Genomic DNA, 16742 nt, shown 5'->3' on the forward strand with positions numbered 1-16742 from the left:
GGTTCGACCTCATGCATGAGGGCAAGTCGATCCGAAGCGTCGTCGTTTACTGAAGCCAGCCACACGCCGCCAGCCAAGACCGGGCTCGAACCCTACGATTGCCTCAGCCTCGGCCTATGGACGGCCAGGAAAGTCCGGCGCCTGCGGCCATAGTCAGGGAAACGCCAAGGCTTTTCGCGGGCCTCCAGCCTCCCGGCCAGGTCAGCGTGTTCCCAAAGCCCGGCGTCAACCGGCGGCGTCATCGAGGTGCACCCCGATTACGCCGCCGGCGCTGTTTGCCCCCTCCTGGCTAGTGCCCTTGAGGTTTCGGCTTGGGAGATCGGAGCAAAAGCGCCAGGGGAACAAGCAAGGCCGTCGCCACCGCGCAATAACGGAAGACGTCGACATAGGCGAGCAGCGACGCCTGGCGGGCGATGAGCTGGCCGATCCAGCCGATGGCTTGCTGCTTGGCTTCGACCAAGGGTGAGCCCTGGGCGACGAAATGGTCGGTCACCTGGCGAAGAACCTGTTGATAGGTCGCGGACGATTGTGCCGTGTGGGCGACCAGATTGGATTGATGCAATTGCGCGTTTTGAGCGATTACGGTGTTGGACAACGACACGCCGACGCTGCCGCCGATATTGCGGGCGACGTTGATCAGGGCCGAGGCCTGGTTGGTCTGCTGCGGCCGCAGGCCGACATAGGACGCGGTCGAGATCGGAATGAAGAGGAAGGGCAATCCGATCATTAGGAAGACGCGGGCGAAGGCGAAAAAAAGGAAGCTGGCGTCCGGCGTCAGCGACGTCATGTGCCATAGGGCGACCGCCACCACCGACATGCCGAGCATGATCAGGTATTTGGGCTGGACGATACCAGCGGCAAATCCTGAAACCGGCATCAGCATCAGCATGGCGATGCCGCCCGGCATCATCGACAAGCCCGACAGCGTCGCCGTGTAGTCGAAGGCGGTCTGCTGCAGCTGCGGCATCAACTGCGTGGTGGAGAACAGGACGGCGCCGACCGCCATCATCACCAGGAACGACGTGCCAAACTGGCGGCTGAAGAGCAGCCGTATGTCGACGATCGGGTCGTCGCGGCTCAGTTCCCATGGGATGAGCAGCAGGAACGAGATCGCCGAGATCACGGCGAAAATGGTGATGAAGGTCGATGCGAACCAGTCGTTGCGCTGCCCCTCGTCAAGGAAGATTTCCAGGCAGCCAAGCGCCAGGGCGACCAGCAGGAAGCCAACCCAGTCGATCTTCAGGCCGCCGCGCAGCCTCTCCTGGCGTTCGTCCTCGAGTACCTTAGGCTCAACCAGCAACCACTGGACCAGCGCCACCGAGAGGATGCCGAACGGCACGTTGATGAAGAAAATCCAGTGCCAGGAGAAATGGTCGGTCAGCCACCCGCCTAGGGTCGGTCCGACCGTCGGCGCGACGATGACGGCGATACCGTAGAGGGCGAATGCCTGCGAGCGCTTTTCAGGTGGAAAGGTGTCGGCCAGGATGGATTGCTCGCTTGGCGCCATGCCCCCGCCGCCAAGGCCTTGCAGGATCCTGAACAGGATCAGCATTTCGAGATTCGGGGCCAGCCCGCACAGCAGCGATGCGATTGTGAAGGTCGCGACGCAAAACATGTAGTAGCGTTTGCGGCCGACAACGCTGGCCAGCCAGCCGCTGACCGGAATGATGACGGAATTGGCGACAAGGTAGGTCGTGATGATCCAGGTGCTTTCATCCACGCCGGCCGCCAGGCTGCCGGCGATGTTGCGCAGCGCCACATTGGCGATGGAGGTGTCGAGCACCAGCATGAAGGTGGCGATGGAGACCACGATGGCGATGAGCCAGGGGTTGCGGCCGCCGGCGGCCGAACGGCTTTCGTCTTGCCCGCGCGTCGCTTCGCCGGTCATCGCACCTTGACCGTCGGCACCACCGAAAGGCCGGGGCCCAGAAGCACGTCAGGCGCATTGTCGAAGACGATCTTGACCGGCACACGCTGCACGACCTTGACGAAGTTGCCGGTGGCGTTTTCCGCTGGCAGCAGGCTGAAGGCGGTGCCGCTGCCGGCCTGGATGCTGTCGACACGGCCATGGAAAGTCTTGTCGGGATAGGCGTCGATGTCGATGTCGACCGGCTGTCCGGCCCGCATCAGGTCGAGTTGGGTTTCCTTGAAGTTCGCCTTCACCCAGACTTCGTTGGGAACGAACATCATCAGCACCTGGCCCGGCTGGGTATAGGTGCCGATGGCGGCTGAAATGTTTGTTGCCCGGCCGGCGACAGGCGCGGTTATGGTGGTGCGTGCCAACGCCGTGCGAGCCTGGTTCTGGGTGGCTTCTGCCTGCCGGAGCTTGGCTTCGCTGGTTTTGGTCTGCGCCTGCAAAACCGAAACCTGGCTCTTCGCCGCGGCCACGTCCGCCACCGTGCTGTCGAGCGTTGCCTGGTCCTGCCGCAGCGTCGATGCCGCCTGCTGTGCCTGCTGTTGCGTCGCTGTTCCCTTGGCCAGCAATTCGCGATTGCGCTGGTCCTCCGCCTTGGCGAAGTCGACCGCCGCCTGCGCCTGGGCAACCTGCTTCTGCGTCGCGTCGATCTTGGCGTTTTGCGCCTCGATCTGGGCCGCGACATTGGCGATGTCGGCTTGCGCGGCGGCCACGCCCGCGTCGGCTTGGTCGAGCGATGCGCGGTAGTCGCTGTCGTCGATGCGCAACAGGACATCACCCTTGCGCACCGGCTGATTGTCGGTGACAGCCACATCGGTGATGCGCCCGGCGATTTCGGCGCTGACGGTGACCGTGCGGGCATCTATGAAAGCATCGTCCGTGGATTCGTACTGGCGGGCATTGAGCCACCAGATGACGCCTCCCGCCACGATCAGCAGCAGCACAAGGGCAATGGCGGCTGTCGCATAGGGATGACGCCTGGGAAAACCGAGCAGATCGGTGTCCCGCGGCGGGGCGTCCGGCCCTCCCTTACCGCTATTACGCGGTCGTTGAGCCCGCGCTTGGCGGAGCGCCGCTCGCGTTTCATCGACGCGCTCAGCTTTTGGGTCGGCTCTTTCAACTTTCGTGTCCAAGGGGATAGCTTTCGGGTTACCGAGGCTTTCGTCGACGCCGGCGGCGGACGCAAAACAACGAAGGGCCTTGGCAAAGGTTCCTGTCCAAAGGACATGACGCCTCGCGGCTTGGCACCTCAGCCGATCGCAAGGCGCAGCACGATTGCCAGCGCTACGATACCAATCAGCCCGGCGATGAAGATGATCCGGCCGTGCGGGTTCTCAGGACGATTTCGCCTTGCCGAGCGTCTTGTGCGGAAAGACCGGTCCTTCGTTCTCACGGCGGGTTTGTCGATCGCTCATACTTAATCGCCTCCTGCTCAGGCAAAGAACCGCCGCTGAAGGAAGGAGGTTCCCGCTGGAGTTACTTGTCAAAGAGGAATGCGATCACAGAGACGTGAGGGGGGAACCTTGTGGCATCTCGGCGGTTCGGGCCACTCAAGCCAGCCGCGAGCCAGCCATGCCCAAGGTCATATCAACCGGCACCTCCACCGTTTCGAAACTCAGCCGGCGCAGCTTCATGAGCGGATCCGTTCTTGCAGCGGCGACAATGCCGATCATTACCCGGTCGGCGAAAGCCGAGGAGCCGCCATCCGACGGTCAGGACAATGCGCGCGCTCTTGCGGCGGTTTCGATGCGCGTCAACAGGCAGTCCTACAATTTTGCCCTCGACAATCGCACCAGTCTGCTGGACGCGCTGCGCGACCATGCCGGACTTACTGGTACCAAGAAGGGTTGTGACCACGGTCAATGCGGCGCCTGCACTGTTCTTGTCGACGGCAGACGGGTGCTCTCGTGCCTAAGCTTCGCGGTCATGAACGAAGGCCGCGACGTTACCACCATCGAGGGGCTTGCCGCCGCCGATGGCAGTCTGCATCCGATGCAACAGGCCTTCATCGACAATGATGCCTTCCAATGCGGCTATTGCACGCCGGGCCAGATCATGTCCGCGATCGGCTGCGTCAACGAAGGCCATGCGGGATCGGAAGATGATATCCGCGAATATATGAGCGGCAATCTTTGCCGGTGCGCCGCCTATCCGAACATCGTCGCGGCCATTGTCCAGGCGCGGGACGAAACGAGGAGGTCCTGACATGCGGCCCTTCGTCTACGAAAGACCTGCCGACGTCTCCGCCGCGGTTGCGGTCGCCTCGCGCTTTGCTGACCAGCAGGATCAGCCGACGAAAGCCGACGTTCAGTTCATCGCCGGCGCCACCAACCTTGCTGACTACATGAAACTCGGCGTTGCCAAGCCCAAGCGGCTGCTCGATCTGAACGCCCTGAGAGAACCGACCTTGCGACAGATCAAGATCGGTGACGGCATCATCCGCTTCGGGGCGTTGGTTCGAATGGGTGAGGCAGCCGACAATGACGATGTCAGGCGAATCTGCCCTCTGCTCTCCGAGAGCCTGAAACTCGCCGCCAGCGGTCAGATCCGCAATATGGCCAGCCTTGCGGGCAATGTCTTGCAACGAACGCGATGCGAGTATTTCCGCGAGACCTCTTGGCCCTGCAACAAGCGCGATCCAGGTTCCGGCTGTGCGGCAATGGAAGGGTTCAACCGCCAGCATGCCGTGCTCGGCACAAGCGATGGCTGTATCGCCACCTATCACGGCGATTTTGCCCAGGCGTTGATTGCGCTCGATGCCACCGTCGAGATCGAAGGAAAGCGCGGCGCGCGCAGAATGGAGTTCGCCAAACTTCATCGTCTTCCCGGTGATACGCCCGACATTGAAACAAATCTTGCGCCGGACGACGTCATTGTCGCCATCGAGGTGCCTTTCGCGGCATGGTCACGCCGCTCGCACTATCTGAAGATACGCGACCGCGAGTCCTATGCATTCGCCTTGGCTTCGGCGGCCGTCGCCCTCGATCTGGATGGCAACATGATAAGGCATGCGCGAATAGCCCTGGGCGGCGTGGCGACGGTGCCGTGGCGGGCAAAAGCCGCGGAAGAGGCGCTCCAGGGCAAAACGCTCGATCAGGAGGTGGCCGAGACGGCCGCCGACGCCGCTTTCGCGGAAGCGCAGCCGAGGCGATACAACGCGTTCAAGATACCACTTGGCAAACGCACTTTGGTGCGGGCGCTGCTCGAAACACGCGATATGAAGGTCTGACTATGAACCAAGCCGCTCCCGCGCCGAAGGAGAACATGGGCCAGCCGGTTCCCCGTATCGATGCCCGTCTGAAGGTGACCGGCCAGGCCGGTTATTCCGCCGACCTTGCCGCTGGGAATGTCGCCTATGCCGCGCTTGCAACCAGCACGATTGCCAAAGGCGCGATCCAGGCTCTTCACCTTGACAGGGCTCGGGCCGTCCCCGGCATGCTCGACATCGTCAGCATCGGCGACATGGATCAGATCGAAAAGCCGAAATTCGGCAATACCGGCGCTAGTTCGATCGGTCCGTTGCACGACAAGACCGTTTTCCATGATGGCCAGATCATTGCCCTGACGATCGCCGAGAGCTTCGAGGCAGCCGAAGAAGCCGCGATGCTGATTGAGGCCGACTACGCGCAGGAAAACCCGAGCGCAAGCTTCGATTCCCAGGGAACCAAGATCGAACCGGCCGCCGGCAAAAGCCCGATGTACAAGGAGGACGCCAAGGTCGGCGACTTCGATTCCGCCTATGCCTCGGCCGAAGTGAAGATCGACCAGAAATATTCGACACCCACCCAACATCACAATCCTATCGAGCTCTTTTCAACCACGGCATGGTGGCAGGGCGACCAACTCACCGTGCATGAGCCCAGCCAGAACGTCACCGGTTGGAAGATCGAACTGGCGAGGCAGCTGAAGATCGATCCGGCCAATGTGCGTATCATCAGCCCCTATGTTGGCGGTGCATTCGGTTCCAAGGGACCGATGACGGCTCGTACGGCGATCGTGGCGGTCGCCGCTCGTCGTGTGGGTCGGCCGGTGCGCTGCGTGGTCAGCCGCATGCAGGCTTTCGGCACGCAGACCTATCGGGCAGAAACCCGTCACCGCATTCGCATCGGAGCAGGCAAGGACGGTCACATCACCGCATTCGCGCATGAGGGCTGGGAGGTCACGTCCCGGCCCGATCCTTACGTTGTCGGCGGCGCCTCCGCCACTGCCCGCATGTATAACTATGGCTCGGTGCTGACGCATGTCTCGCTGGTCCATGCCGACCGGAACACGCCGGGTTACATGCGATCGCCGCCCGAGACTCCTTATGTCTATGCGCTGGAAAACGCCATGGACGAAATGGCGGTGGCGCTTGGCATGGATCCCATCGAGTTCCGACGCATCAACGAGCCGCAGAAGGAGCCGATCGGCGGAAAGCCCTTTTCCAGCCGGTCGCTGCTCAAATGCTATGAACAGGCCGCCGGGGCGTTCGGCTGGTCGAGGCGCGAGGCAAGGGTAGGTTCGATGCGCGACGGGGACTGGCTGGTCGGCATGGGATGCGCGACCGCCATTTACCCGACTGCTGTAGCGCCGTGTGCCGCCCGCATTCGTCTGACAGCGGATGGACAGGTCCGGGTGCAGTGCGGCTCGCACGAAATCGGCACCGGCGTGCGCACCGTGGCCGGCCAGATGGCCGCCGAACGCCTCGGCGTCGACTTGGACAAGGTCAGCGTCGAAATGGGTGACAGTGCCCTGCCGCCGGCACCGGTGTCGGGAGGCTCGATCTCCACCGCCAGTGTCTGCTCCGCGGTTCTCAAGGCTTGCGAAGCGGTGCGTCAAAAACTGTTTGCGGCCGCCGTGGGCGAGGGTGGTCCGCTGGCCGGTTCCGGCAATGCGAAGCTCGACATGGCAGGAGAAAAGATCGTTGCCGACGACGGCAAGTCGGCAGCTCTGTCGGACGTCTTCAAGATCATGCAGATCGGCGCGATCGAGGAATATGCGGAATTCGCGCCACGGGGTTCCTCGCCGGAGGCGCTGAAGAAACTCTATGCCGGAGAGTCGGAGTTCCACGGCGGCGACCAGGATCAGGATTCGGTAAAATATGCTTTCGGCGCGGAGTTCGTCGAGGTTCGCATCAACAGCCATACGCGGGAGGTTCGGGTACCACGACTGGTCGGCGCCTTTGCCGCTGGGCGCATCATGAACACGCGAACCGCCCGAAGCCAATTGATGGGCGGCATGATCTGGGGCATCGGTCAGGCCCTTCATGAAGCGACGGAGATCGACCAGCGCCACGCGCGTTACGTCAACCGCGACCTGCAAGATTATCTGGTCCCCGTCAACGCCGACATCAAGGAGGTGGAGGTGATCCTGGTTCCGGAAATCGATCACGAGGTCAATCCGGCCGGTGTCAAAGGACTGGGTGAGCTCGGCAATGTTGGAACCGCGGCCGCCGTGGCAAGCGCCGTCTATCATGCAACGGGAAAACGCATTCGCGACCTGCCGATCAGGATCGAGGATCTTGTCACTTGACCACGACGCCGGATTGGCCGGCCTTGCCGGCTCGTATCCGTGGCAGCACGCGGATGAGCGATTGAACCTACTCTTCCGGCGCTGTGGCTGGAGCGGTGTAACGCCGGCGCACCGCGTCGAGCACGATCTTGCGGCTCTCTTGCGGCGATAGCGTCTTGTCCTTTTCGGCGGCTGCCGTTTCGCGCGCCAGATCCTTGTCCCTGATCTGATGGCGAAACCATTCGGAATAGTCGCCGGCGCGTAAATGATAGTCCCAGGTCTTGTCATCGATGCCCTCCGCCATCTGGGCGAAAATCATCAGATTGTGCGCCCTCAGGTTCATCGCATCGTCGGGACCTTTGAAATAGAAGCTGCCGGCCTCGTCGAGTTGGCCTTCGGCATATTTGCGGCTGTGTCGCCTGAGCGACTGGCGCGGTTCGATTACCTTCACGGTCATTGGTTTCTTGCCCATTTGCGGGCGCCAGAACAGCACGCGGTCTCCCTTTGGCGAAGGCATTTGCCCTGGCGGTTCGGTTCTCGTCTCACGACAGAATGTCTGGATGACGCTCTTGGCTGTTGGGCCAACGCCGATCACCGCCGTCACCAGGCGCAGAACATCCGCCGAGACCGCCTCCGGATGCACGGTGATGAGGATCGTGCCCGGCAATTCCAGGGACAGCACGGCACGGGTATCGTCGCGCCGGCTGGGCAGAAGATGGTGCGCTTCGTCGATGACCAGCCAATGCGGCCTTGCGGTTCGATAACGGAAATTGCCCAGGCCTGGCAGCAGGTCGGCGAAGAAGTCGGGGCGTTCGTCGACACGCAGAGCCAGTCCGTTGACGATCACATTGGTATCAGGCTTTTCGATCAGATCGAGCACTTGCTGCTTTGTCGGCACGCTCGAACCGTCGCCCAGCCCAACCGCACCTTGAAGGCCGTCATAGTCGCCTTCCGGATCGAAAATGCAGAACTGAAAACCCGCCTCGACGAACCGTTCGGTGAGCGCCGTGGCCAGCGTCGATTTGCCGATGCCGGAACTCCCCGCGATCAGGACCGTATCGATCGGCGACAGATGGATGTCCTTGCCGCCTGCCGTTCCGAGCAGGACGCCGTCGCGGCCCTTTTTCACGATAGCGCGATCCTGCTTGATCAGTTTGCTGATAAGTTCCTCGACGCCCTTGCCGCGTGCGCCGCGCGTCACGAGATCGGCGGTGTCTTTCACCGCCGGCAGCGCGTTGTCGACGGCGACGCTGCAGCCGCAGGCTTTCAGGAAGGCGTGGTCGTTTTCGGCATCGCCAACCGCCACCACATTGAGCGGCGACAGGCGAAGATCCTCCAGCACAGCGGCAAGCCCGGTCGCCTTATTGATGCCGCTCGGCAGGATCATCACCGCGCCCTTGTTGAAGATGATCTCGAGTTCCAGTCCCAGTTTCTTGATGACCTCGAGCACCGTTGCCTGGTGAGGCTCCCAGGTGGCCACGATCGAGCGCCCGACCGAAAGCGGCTTGACGCCGCGCTTCTTCAGCGCGGCGACAAAGTCGGGCGAGGGCGCCGGTGAAATGGTGCGTTCTTCTTCGCTGGCCGGCGTATAGACCAACGCCCCATTTTCGGCGACGACCTTGTCGAACAGCGCCATCTCGGGAAAGACCTGCTTGAGGTCGGGCAATTCGCGGCCGGTGACCAGGATAAGCTTTCGACCGGTCTTTTTCAGCCGCTCGAGCGCGGAGATGGTCTTTTTTGAGACAGTCCCGTTATATGCAAGAGTGCCGTCGTAATCCGTCGCCAAGGCTATTAAATACATCTCACCGACCTTTCACGGCCGCACGCCGATAGGCTGCTGGCCGACGGATCGAGGAGTACCGATGTTGCGCTGGCGTTGCTTGGCGGCCTAGCCGGCGATTTGCGATTTCATCTGGCATGGCTGTCTCCCGGTCTGGAGAACGAACAACGCCTGTCGGACAAAAAAGTTTACGTCGTTCACGCCATTCCTTTGTCGGTCGCCCCTGGCGGCGGTGCCTGGACACGTGATCGCGCCACGCATGACCGCCACCAATCTACAGCGGGCGCGGCCGACAGGGCACGCCGACGGAGCATTCTAGTGCGTCGCGATCCCATTTGCCGAGGTCGGCCGCCACCTCGTAGGTGCTCTGCAGAAACGACATGAGCGTGGCTTCCGGATCCCGCGCCCGGCGCACGGCATCGTAGGGCAGGAGGAATTCACCGAACTCCTTGGAAAAGAACGCCTGTGGTGGCTGGACAGCAGCCGATGCATAGCCTTCCGGCGCCGGATAGGCATAGGAATAGAAGGTTAGGTAGTCGATCGGGCCGCCACCCGGCCAAAACCCGGCACTGCACACCTCGTGCGAATATGCTTCGCGGGCCACCGTGTCCGGCAGGCCGGGCACGCCGCCGGGATGCAGCGGTGCCCGCCTGCCGGAAAAGCGCGTGACTGCGAGGTCGAAACCGCCCCAGAAGAAATGCACGGGACTGACCTTGCCCAGGTATCCCGTGCGAAATCGCGAAAAGACCGCGTGCGTCGAAAGCAGGATGCGCCAGAAGCGGTTGGCATAGTCGCGGTCGTAAGCGGCATGAACACGGTCCTGATCGAACGGGACGCCGTCGGCGATCTCGGACGGTTGGGTGAAGATCGGCGTCGTGAGCCCGAGTTCGTCCAGCGCGAGCGTTACTTCGCCATAGAACTCCGCCACGGTTTTGGGCGCGAGCATGATTTGCCGGATGTGACCGTCGCTCGTCCTCAGCCACAGCAGATGGTCTATGAAATCGAAATCGATTTGAAATGCTCGCCCACCCATGGGGATCGGCGAGGTCGTCAAGCCGCGAGCGGTCACGTAAAGCGGCACATGCCAGGAATGGTTCAGCCAGGGCTCGCGCATCAAGCGGATCTTGCCGATGATCTGGGTCCACAAGTGGAGGGTCTCGTACGTGTCCTTCCAGGCCGCGTAAGGCAGGTCCGGCCAGCGTTCCAGATCATCGGCAGACGACAAGGTTTTCTCCCTTCGTTGAGGCTCCGGACGGGTGCATGCGGTTTTCCCTCACCGGAAGATAGTCCATCTGTCCGCCGCGTCCGCAAGCTACGATGGAGGTACTATATGAGGACCGCCCGACGATTGGCCAGCCCGGCACAAGGCGATCGCCACCCAGCACCATGGTGCCGCATTGGCCTCGTTGGTCGGGGAGCAATGCACGTGTTCGCATCTCTCCGGCTTGACTGGCACAGCAATGTGGCCTCAGCGAGCGGCTCGATTACCGTTCGGTCACCAGCACCTGCTCGAGGTAGTCGCTGAATGCACGCGCTTTCTGCGAGGGGCGCCGCCCTGCCGGGAAAACCACATATGCCGTTGTAGGTTCAAGCCGATAATCGGCCAGGACTTCCACCAATCTCGCGGAGGCGAGTTCTTCGGCGCACATCCATGCCGAGGCGATCGCGATGCCCAGACCAGCGCTCGCGGAGGCAACCGCGCCTGTCGCCGAACGGGTCCGCACCCGCGGATCGACCGGGTGGACCTCGATCACCCCGTCGCGATGGGCCGTCCAATTCTGCTCGCCGCCGTCGCCCGGGCCGCCGACGAGATGATGTCGAGCAAGGTCGGCAAGGGTCCTCGGCGTGCCACGGCGCGCAAGGTAGTCGGGCGAAGCGACGAAGAGGCGACGGGCGGTGGCAAGCTTGCGCGCCACGAAGCTGGAATCCGGCTGATTGCCGAGACGAAGCGCCATGTCGGCGCCCTCGGCAACGAGGTTCTCGTAGCGGTCGGACATCATGAGATCGATCTTGAGCTGGGGATGCCGATCGAGGAAACCAGGCAAGAGCGGCACGATCTGCCTGGCGCCGAAGGTCGCCGGCAGCGCCACACGCAGAACGCCGGACAGCCGGTCCGCGCCGCGCGCGGCGTTTTCCGCTTCCTCTACGCCGGCAAGCGCCTCGCGCGCCCTGGAAAGCAGCGCTTCGCCTGCATCCGTGAGGGAGAGCTGGCGCGTGGTCCGCGTCAGCAGCTTGACGCCGAGCCGCTCCTCGAGCGCCGCCACCGTGCGCGAGACGGAAGGCTGCGACAACGCGAACTCGCGGGCCACCTTGGAAAAGCTTCCGGTCTCGACCGTGCGGACGAAGATCGCAAGCTGTTGAAGCCGATCATTCATACCAGATACGTATATATCATATGATGCCAGCGGCGCTACCCGCTGTTTGATGCATGATTTATCTCCTGAGCAACACGCCGATTGGCGGCGGTTCACAGGAAGGAGAAAGATCATGGATGAGTTGAAAGGCAAGGTAGCGATCGTGACCGGCGCCTCGAAAGGGATTGGCGCGGCAATCGCGCGGCAATTCGCAAAGGCGGGCGCCGCGGTGGTGGTCAACTACGGCTCGAGCAAGGAAGACGCGGACAAGGTGGTTGGCGACATCCTGCGCGACGACGGCAAGGCCGTTGCGATCCAGGCCGATGTCAGCAAGGGCGCCGACGTGAAGCGGCTGTTCGCCGAGGCGAAGGCCACCTTCGGCACACCCAGCATCCTCGTCAACAATGCCGGCGTCTACCGTTTCGGGCCGCTGGAGGAGGTGACGGAAGCGGAATTTCATCGCCAATTCGATACCAACGTGCTGAGCACGATCCTGACGACGCAGGAAGCGGCAAGGGCTTTTGACGGCCATGGCGGCAGCGTGATCAATCTCAGTACGATTTCGAGTGCCAACCCGGTGCCGAATTCGGTCGTCTATTCGGCCTCCAAGAGTGCGGTGGACACGATCACCAAGGCGCTCGCCAACGAACTCGCCGGCCGCAAGATCCGCGTCAACGCGATCGCCCCGGGCATGACGGAAACCGAAGGCCTGGCGGTCGCTGGCATCGAGGGCGAGACCGCCAGGACCATCGGCGCGACATTGCCGATGGGACGGCTCGGACAGCCCGACGACATCGCCCGCGTGGCCGTGTTCCTCGCCTCCGACCAGTCCGCCTGGCTGACGGGCGAACGCATCACCGCCTCCGGCGGGCAGCGCTGACGGCTTGCCTGGCTAGTCCCGCATCAAGCGTAAAGAGCGACGGCAGGCGAACGGACTCGTCCGCTTACCGTCGGATGTGCCATTATCCTTTCCGGAATGCAGCGGAGAAAGCTCATGCCCCAACCAGAACATTATGACTTCCTGATCCTCGGCAGCGGCCAGGGCGGCAAGGCGCTTGCCTGGCATCTGGGCCGATCCGGCCATCGCGTCGCGGTCGTCGAGCGCCGCTGGGTTGGCGGCTCCTGTCCCGCCGTCGCCTGCCTGCCCAGCAAGAACGAAGTGTGGAGCGCCCGCGTCGCGCACCTCTCCCGCAACGCCGCCCAGTTCGGCACCGTCACCGGGCCGGTCTCGACCGACATGGTGAAGGTCCGCCGGCGCAAGCAGGAGATGGTCGAGCGCGAGGTCGCCTTCCATCTCAATGCGTATAAGACCAGCGGCGCCGAGCTGATCATGGGCAGCGGGCGCTTCGTTGGTCCGAAGACCATTGAAGTTGCGCTGAACGAAGGCGGCACGCGCCTGCTCACTGGCGATAAGGTCGTCATCAATGTCGGCACGCATGCGGCGATCCCCAGCATTCCCGGCCTTCAGGAAGCCCAGCCGCTCACCCATATCGGCGCCCTCGAGCTCGACACCTTGCCGCCGCATCTCATCGTGCTCGGCGGCGGTTATGTCGGGCTGGAAATGGCGCAGGCCTATCGACGCTTCGGCAGCCGGGTGACGGTGATCGAAGCCGGACCTCAGCTTGTCGGTCGGGAGGACCGCGACATCGCCGAAGAGATGCAGCGGCTTCTCGAGAGCGAAGGCATCGATTTCCTCGTTGGCGCCGAACCTCTTGCGGTGCGCGGTCGCTCCGGCGAAGAGGTCAGCGTGACGGTGCGCACCGCTTCGGGCGAGCGGACAATAGAGGGCAGCCATCTGCTCGTTGCCGCCGGTCGCATCCCGAACACCGCCGGCATAGGCCTGGACGAGGCCGGCGTCGTGCTGGACGCCCGTGGCTTTATTAGTGTCAACGAACGGCTGGAGACGGCCGCACTCGACGTCTGGGCGCTCGGCGAATGCGCTGGCAGCCCGCAATTCACGCATGTATCGGTCGACGACTTCCGCATCATCAGGGACAATCTTGCCGGCGGGCATCGCAGCACGCGCGACCGGCTGGTGCCCTACACCATGTTTACCGATCCGCCGCTCGCCCGCGTCGGCCTGAGCGAAGGCGAGGCGCAGCGCCAGGGCGTCATCGTGCGCGTCGCCAGGCTGCCGATGAGCGCGGTGCTGCGCACCGAGGCGACGGACGAAACCGAGGGTTTCATGAAGGTGGTCGTGGCCGGCGACGACGACCGCATCCTCGGCTTCACGATGATCGGCTCCGAGGCCGGCGAGGTCCTGGCTGCGGTGCAGACGGCGATGCTGGCGAATCTGCCCTATCCGAAGCTGCGCGACGCCGTCATCACGCATCTGACGATCGCCGAGGGACTTGGTCCCTTGCTGTCGAACGTGCCGCCCCGGTCCGAGCAACATGTCGAATGAGGCGCCGCGCCATAGTCGGGATCCGCCTTCGTGCAATTCTCGATGTGGCGCTGCCTCACCTCGGCCGTGGCATTGCCTATCCGAAGTCCACCACGTCAATGCTGGCCCGCCCCCGCTGGAGCCGAGGCGGGCCTTTACGCCCTGTGGAGATCGTTTCCGGGGGCGCTACCTGTTGGCGCCGCCGACCATCCTGATCCTGTCGCAGAATGGAGCGTAGGCTTGCCCGTCGCCGCGTCGTTGCATTTCTCCATCAGGAAGTCCTGATCGCTCTTGGACATGCGTTGGCGCTCCTCGTCAGCGGTCCGCACGGTGGTCCACAAAGATAAAGGGAGCGTGATCCTCATTCGGCCGGGCGATGGCGAACGGTTAACCATCAAGCTGTGATGCTCTGGAAGCTCCTGACAAATCGCTCCATCACATCGTCGACGTCCGCCATCGACAGGCAAAGCGGCGGGCACATCCTGATGACGCTTCTATAAGGTCCGGATCGGCTCGCAACGAGGCCGTTGCGCCGGCTTTCTTCGAAGATCGCGAGTGTCGCCTCGGGTGCAGGTTCCTTCGTCGTCTGATCCTTCACCAACTCGATGGCAAGCATGAGACCTTCCCCCCTGATATCGCCGATCAGGCGAGAATGGTTCTTGAGCTCCTGCAGCCTCGTCTTCAGTGCGGCGCCGACCGTTCGCGCATTCTCTTGCAAGCGCTCTTCGCGGATCACCTTGAGAACCGCGCGTCCGGCCGCGCAGGCTACCGGATTGGCGCCGTAAGTGTGGAAAAGAAACTTGTCCGCCATGGATTCGGCGACGTCTCGTTTGGCGATGACGGCGCCAAGCGGGATGCCATTGCCGACGCCTTTGGCGACAACGACGATATCGGGAACGACACCGTGCGTTTCGAAGGCCCAGAAGGCATCGCCAGTGCGTGCGACGCCCGATTGCACCTCGTCGATGATGCAAAGGCCACCAGCCGCGCGCACACGCTCGAACGCGCCGGAAATGTAGCCGTGGGGCATCGGCACGATGCCGCCATAGCCTTGTACCGGCTCGATGATCATGCCAGCCAACCTGCCGCTGGTTGAAGTGGCTATGGCCCGCTCGACCTCGTTCAAATAGGGCTCGACGCCCTCGCCGTGGATACCACGATACTGGTTGGGCTCGGCCACGAAGGTCACCCCGCCGAGCTGTGGGACGGGATGGCGAAATCCCGATATTCCCGTCAGCGATTGGGCTCCGAAGGTGGCGCCATGATAGCTCGAGGCAAGTGCGAGCATATCGATGTTGCCGGTGTGGCTGCGGGCCATCAGCAAGGCAAGGTCGATCGCCTCGGCGCCGCTGTTGGTGAAATGCACCACCCAGTCATGGCCCCCTGGCATCGTGGCCACCAGTTCCTCCGCATATTGCGCGGGAACCGGGTGATAGAACATCGTCGTGCAATGCGTGAGTTCGGCGAGCTGCTCGGTGGTGGCCTTCACCACCTGCGGGTGCGCGTGGCCGACGGAAATGCAAAGATTCATGCCGAGCAGGTCGATGTATTTGCGGTCCTTGTCATCCCAGACATACTGGCCCTTGCCGCGCTTGATGATCAGCGGGTCCTTGTAGGGCACGAACTTGCGCTGCGAGGCCGCATAGAAGCGGTTTCGCCGGTCGACGATCGCCTCGCTCGACCAGTCGATCTCCAGATTAGAATGAGCGTGAGGAGCATTCATGCCCGTCTCCTGTGTTGGGAACCTGACAGGGATTGAACACTGAATGAGGAATGTGTGAACCGCCAAAGATATCCATCAGTTTAAATGATGGAGCCGATTAGTCCTGCGATGAGGGGCGGTCGACCACATAACAATCGGGAGGAAGGCCAGGCAGGCGCGTACGGATCGCATTGGTCAGCACCTCGGCGGTGCGCGTGGCGAAGGCTTCCGGCAGGTTGCCCAGTTCGCGTTCCCGCGCCACCAGCAGGATGTTGCGCGACAGCCCGGTGAACGGCAAAGCGTGCACATCGATCTCCATGCCTTCCGCCAGCCCGTCGATGAGCAGGGTCGGTGTCAGGATCGCAAAGCCCATCCCGGCCGCGACAGGCGCCATGACCACGCTCGAACGGTCGCCTTCCATGGTGCGCGGGATTTCGATGCGCAGCCGGCTCAGATGCTGGTCGACCCGCAGGCCTACCGGCGTTTCCCTGGAAAACCGCACGAAGGCCAGCTTCTTGGAGAGCTTGACGATGTCGCCGACATCGCCGGCGAAGCCCTTCGGCGTTACCAGCAGGAACTTCTCCGTCATGATCGGATAACGCGTCAGCCCCTCGATCTCGAAAAGCTCGCCGGAGGTGACGGCGAGGTCCGCGCGCCGGGCCCGCAACAACGCGACATGGTCGGTCGCCAGGCCGGCGAAGAGACTGAGTTCGGGAATGCCGAAGGTGTTTCGGGCCAGCACGGAAAGCGCCGGCGCCAGTGTCGTCGCGATCGAGGCCAGAAGCGCGACGCGCAGCAGCGGCAGCGGCGCGGCATTGACCCGCCGCGCGTCGGTGCGTAGCCCCTCCACCTCGGCCAGGATGGCAATGGCGCGGCGATGCAATGCGATGCCTGCCTTGGTCAGTTCGATCGGGCGCAGATTGCGGTCGATCAGGCTGACGCCAAGCGCGGTCTCGAGGTTCTTCAGGTGCTGCGAAGCGGCGGACTGCGTCATGCCCAGCATTTGGGCCGCCTGGGTGACGTGCCTTGTCTCCACGACGGCCGCAAAGACCTCGATGGATCGAAACAGGTTGAAATCGAAACCGCCGCTCTTCATCCGCCAACTCCAGTCCGCGATG

At 62.9% G+C, this 16742-nt stretch carries 12 protein-coding genes; 5 read left to right on the top strand and 7 right to left on the bottom strand.

The annotated features are described in order from the left end of the window. Positions 1–289: 289 nt before the first annotated feature. Positions 290–1888 (bottom strand): DHA2 family efflux MFS transporter permease subunit, encoded by a 1599-nt coding sequence (locus tag FJ958_RS26045; protein WP_140747134.1) that lies wholly within the window; start codon positions 1886–1888, stop codon positions 290–292. Further along, positions 1885–2859: an HlyD family secretion protein gene (locus FJ958_RS26050; RefSeq protein ID WP_246679764.1), complete on the bottom strand. Its 975-nt coding sequence runs from the start codon at positions 2857–2859 to the stop codon at positions 1885–1887. The genes FJ958_RS26045 and FJ958_RS26050 overlap by 4 nt, the downstream gene beginning before the upstream one ends. 628 nt (positions 2860–3487) lie before the next feature. On the opposite strand from FJ958_RS26050, the gene FJ958_RS26060 reads away from it, so the two are divergent. Genes FJ958_RS26060 through FJ958_RS26070 form a run of 3 tightly spaced genes read left to right on the top strand, consistent with a single transcriptional unit; the run spans position 3488 to position 7426 of the window. Then, on the top strand, positions 3488–4120 hold the full coding sequence (locus FJ958_RS26060) for a (2Fe-2S)-binding protein (protein WP_246677004.1): 633 nt from the start codon (positions 3488–3490) through the stop codon (positions 4118–4120). A gap of 1 nt (position 4121) precedes the next feature. Further along, positions 4122–5144: a xanthine dehydrogenase family protein subunit M gene (locus tag FJ958_RS26065; protein ID WP_140747138.1), complete on the top strand. Its 1023-nt coding sequence runs from the start codon at positions 4122–4124 to the stop codon at positions 5142–5144. A gap of 2 nt (positions 5145–5146) precedes the next feature. Beyond that, positions 5147–7426 (top strand): xanthine dehydrogenase family protein molybdopterin-binding subunit, encoded by a 2280-nt coding sequence (locus FJ958_RS26070; protein WP_140747141.1) that lies wholly within the window; start codon positions 5147–5149, stop codon positions 7424–7426. A 67-nt stretch (positions 7427–7493) separates the two neighbouring features. Here FJ958_RS26070 and FJ958_RS26075 read toward each other — a convergent pair whose 3' ends face one another. From FJ958_RS26075 to FJ958_RS26085, 3 genes are all read right to left on the bottom strand, one after another. After that, positions 7494–9206, bottom strand: a complete 1713-nt coding sequence (locus FJ958_RS26075; RefSeq protein ID WP_140747144.1) for an HAD family hydrolase — start codon at positions 9204–9206, stop codon at positions 7494–7496. 253 nt (positions 9207–9459) lie between these two features. Next, complete coding sequence (locus FJ958_RS26080) at positions 9460–10410, bottom strand: DUF5996 family protein (RefSeq protein WP_246679766.1); 951 nt, start codon at positions 10408–10410, stop codon at positions 9460–9462. Positions 10411–10669: 259 nt separating this feature from the next. Then, positions 10670–11560: a LysR family transcriptional regulator gene (locus FJ958_RS26085; protein ID WP_140747147.1), complete on the bottom strand. Its 891-nt coding sequence runs from the start codon at positions 11558–11560 to the stop codon at positions 10670–10672. A gap of 112 nt (positions 11561–11672) precedes the next feature. Between FJ958_RS26085 and FJ958_RS26090 the strand changes: the two genes are divergently transcribed. Continuing rightward, positions 11673–12419, top strand: a complete 747-nt coding sequence (locus FJ958_RS26090) for a glucose 1-dehydrogenase (protein WP_140747150.1) — start codon at positions 11673–11675, stop codon at positions 12417–12419. A gap of 114 nt (positions 12420–12533) precedes the next feature. Beyond that, positions 12534–13943, top strand: coding sequence for a mercuric reductase (locus tag FJ958_RS26095; RefSeq protein WP_140747153.1), 1410 nt, complete (start codon positions 12534–12536; stop codon positions 13941–13943). 373 nt (positions 13944–14316) lie between these two features. Here FJ958_RS26095 and FJ958_RS26105 read toward each other — a convergent pair whose 3' ends face one another. Both FJ958_RS26105 and FJ958_RS26110 read right to left on the bottom strand, forming a co-directional pair. Beyond that, positions 14317–15645 carry an aspartate aminotransferase family protein gene (locus FJ958_RS26105; protein ID WP_140747156.1) on the bottom strand — a complete coding sequence of 443 codons (1329 nt, stop codon included), beginning with the start codon at positions 15643–15645 and terminating at the stop codon, positions 14317–14319. Between the two features lie 97 nt (positions 15646–15742). Continuing rightward, positions 15743–16720 (bottom strand): LysR family transcriptional regulator, encoded by a 978-nt coding sequence (locus tag FJ958_RS26110; RefSeq protein WP_150832051.1) that lies wholly within the window; start codon positions 16718–16720, stop codon positions 15743–15745. Positions 16721–16742: the final 22 nt, after the last annotated feature.

Source organism: Mesorhizobium sp. B2-3-5, from assembly GCF_006442395.1.
Classification (GTDB): domain Bacteria; phylum Pseudomonadota; class Alphaproteobacteria; order Rhizobiales; family Rhizobiaceae; genus Mesorhizobium.

What these genes read in the sequence shown, in the direction of transcription:
- FJ958_RS26045 (WP_140747134.1), bottom strand. Translation starts at nt 1,888, where the DNA reads ATGACCGGCGAAGCGACGCGCGGGCAAGACGAAAGCCGTTCGGCCGCC.
- FJ958_RS26060 (WP_246677004.1), top strand. Translation starts at nt 3,488, where the DNA reads ATGCCCAAGGTCATATCAACCGGCACCTCCACCGTTTCGAAACTCAGC.
- FJ958_RS26065 (WP_140747138.1), top strand. Translation starts at nt 4,122, where the DNA reads ATGCGGCCCTTCGTCTACGAAAGACCTGCCGACGTCTCCGCCGCGGTT.
- FJ958_RS26070 (WP_140747141.1), top strand. Translation starts at nt 5,147, where the DNA reads ATGAACCAAGCCGCTCCCGCGCCGAAGGAGAACATGGGCCAGCCGGTT.
- FJ958_RS26075 (WP_140747144.1), bottom strand. Translation starts at nt 9,206, where the DNA reads ATGTATTTAATAGCCTTGGCGACGGATTACGACGGCACTCTTGCATAT.
- FJ958_RS26085 (WP_140747147.1), bottom strand. Translation starts at nt 11,560, where the DNA reads ATGAATGATCGGCTTCAACAGCTTGCGATCTTCGTCCGCACGGTCGAG.
- FJ958_RS26090 (WP_140747150.1), top strand. Translation starts at nt 11,673, where the DNA reads ATGGATGAGTTGAAAGGCAAGGTAGCGATCGTGACCGGCGCCTCGAAA.
- FJ958_RS26095 (WP_140747153.1), top strand. Translation starts at nt 12,534, where the DNA reads ATGCCCCAACCAGAACATTATGACTTCCTGATCCTCGGCAGCGGCCAG.
- FJ958_RS26105 (WP_140747156.1), bottom strand. Translation starts at nt 15,645, where the DNA reads ATGAATGCTCCTCACGCTCATTCTAATCTGGAGATCGACTGGTCGAGC.
- FJ958_RS26110 (WP_150832051.1), bottom strand. Translation starts at nt 16,720, where the DNA reads ATGAAGAGCGGCGGTTTCGATTTCAACCTGTTTCGATCCATCGAGGTC.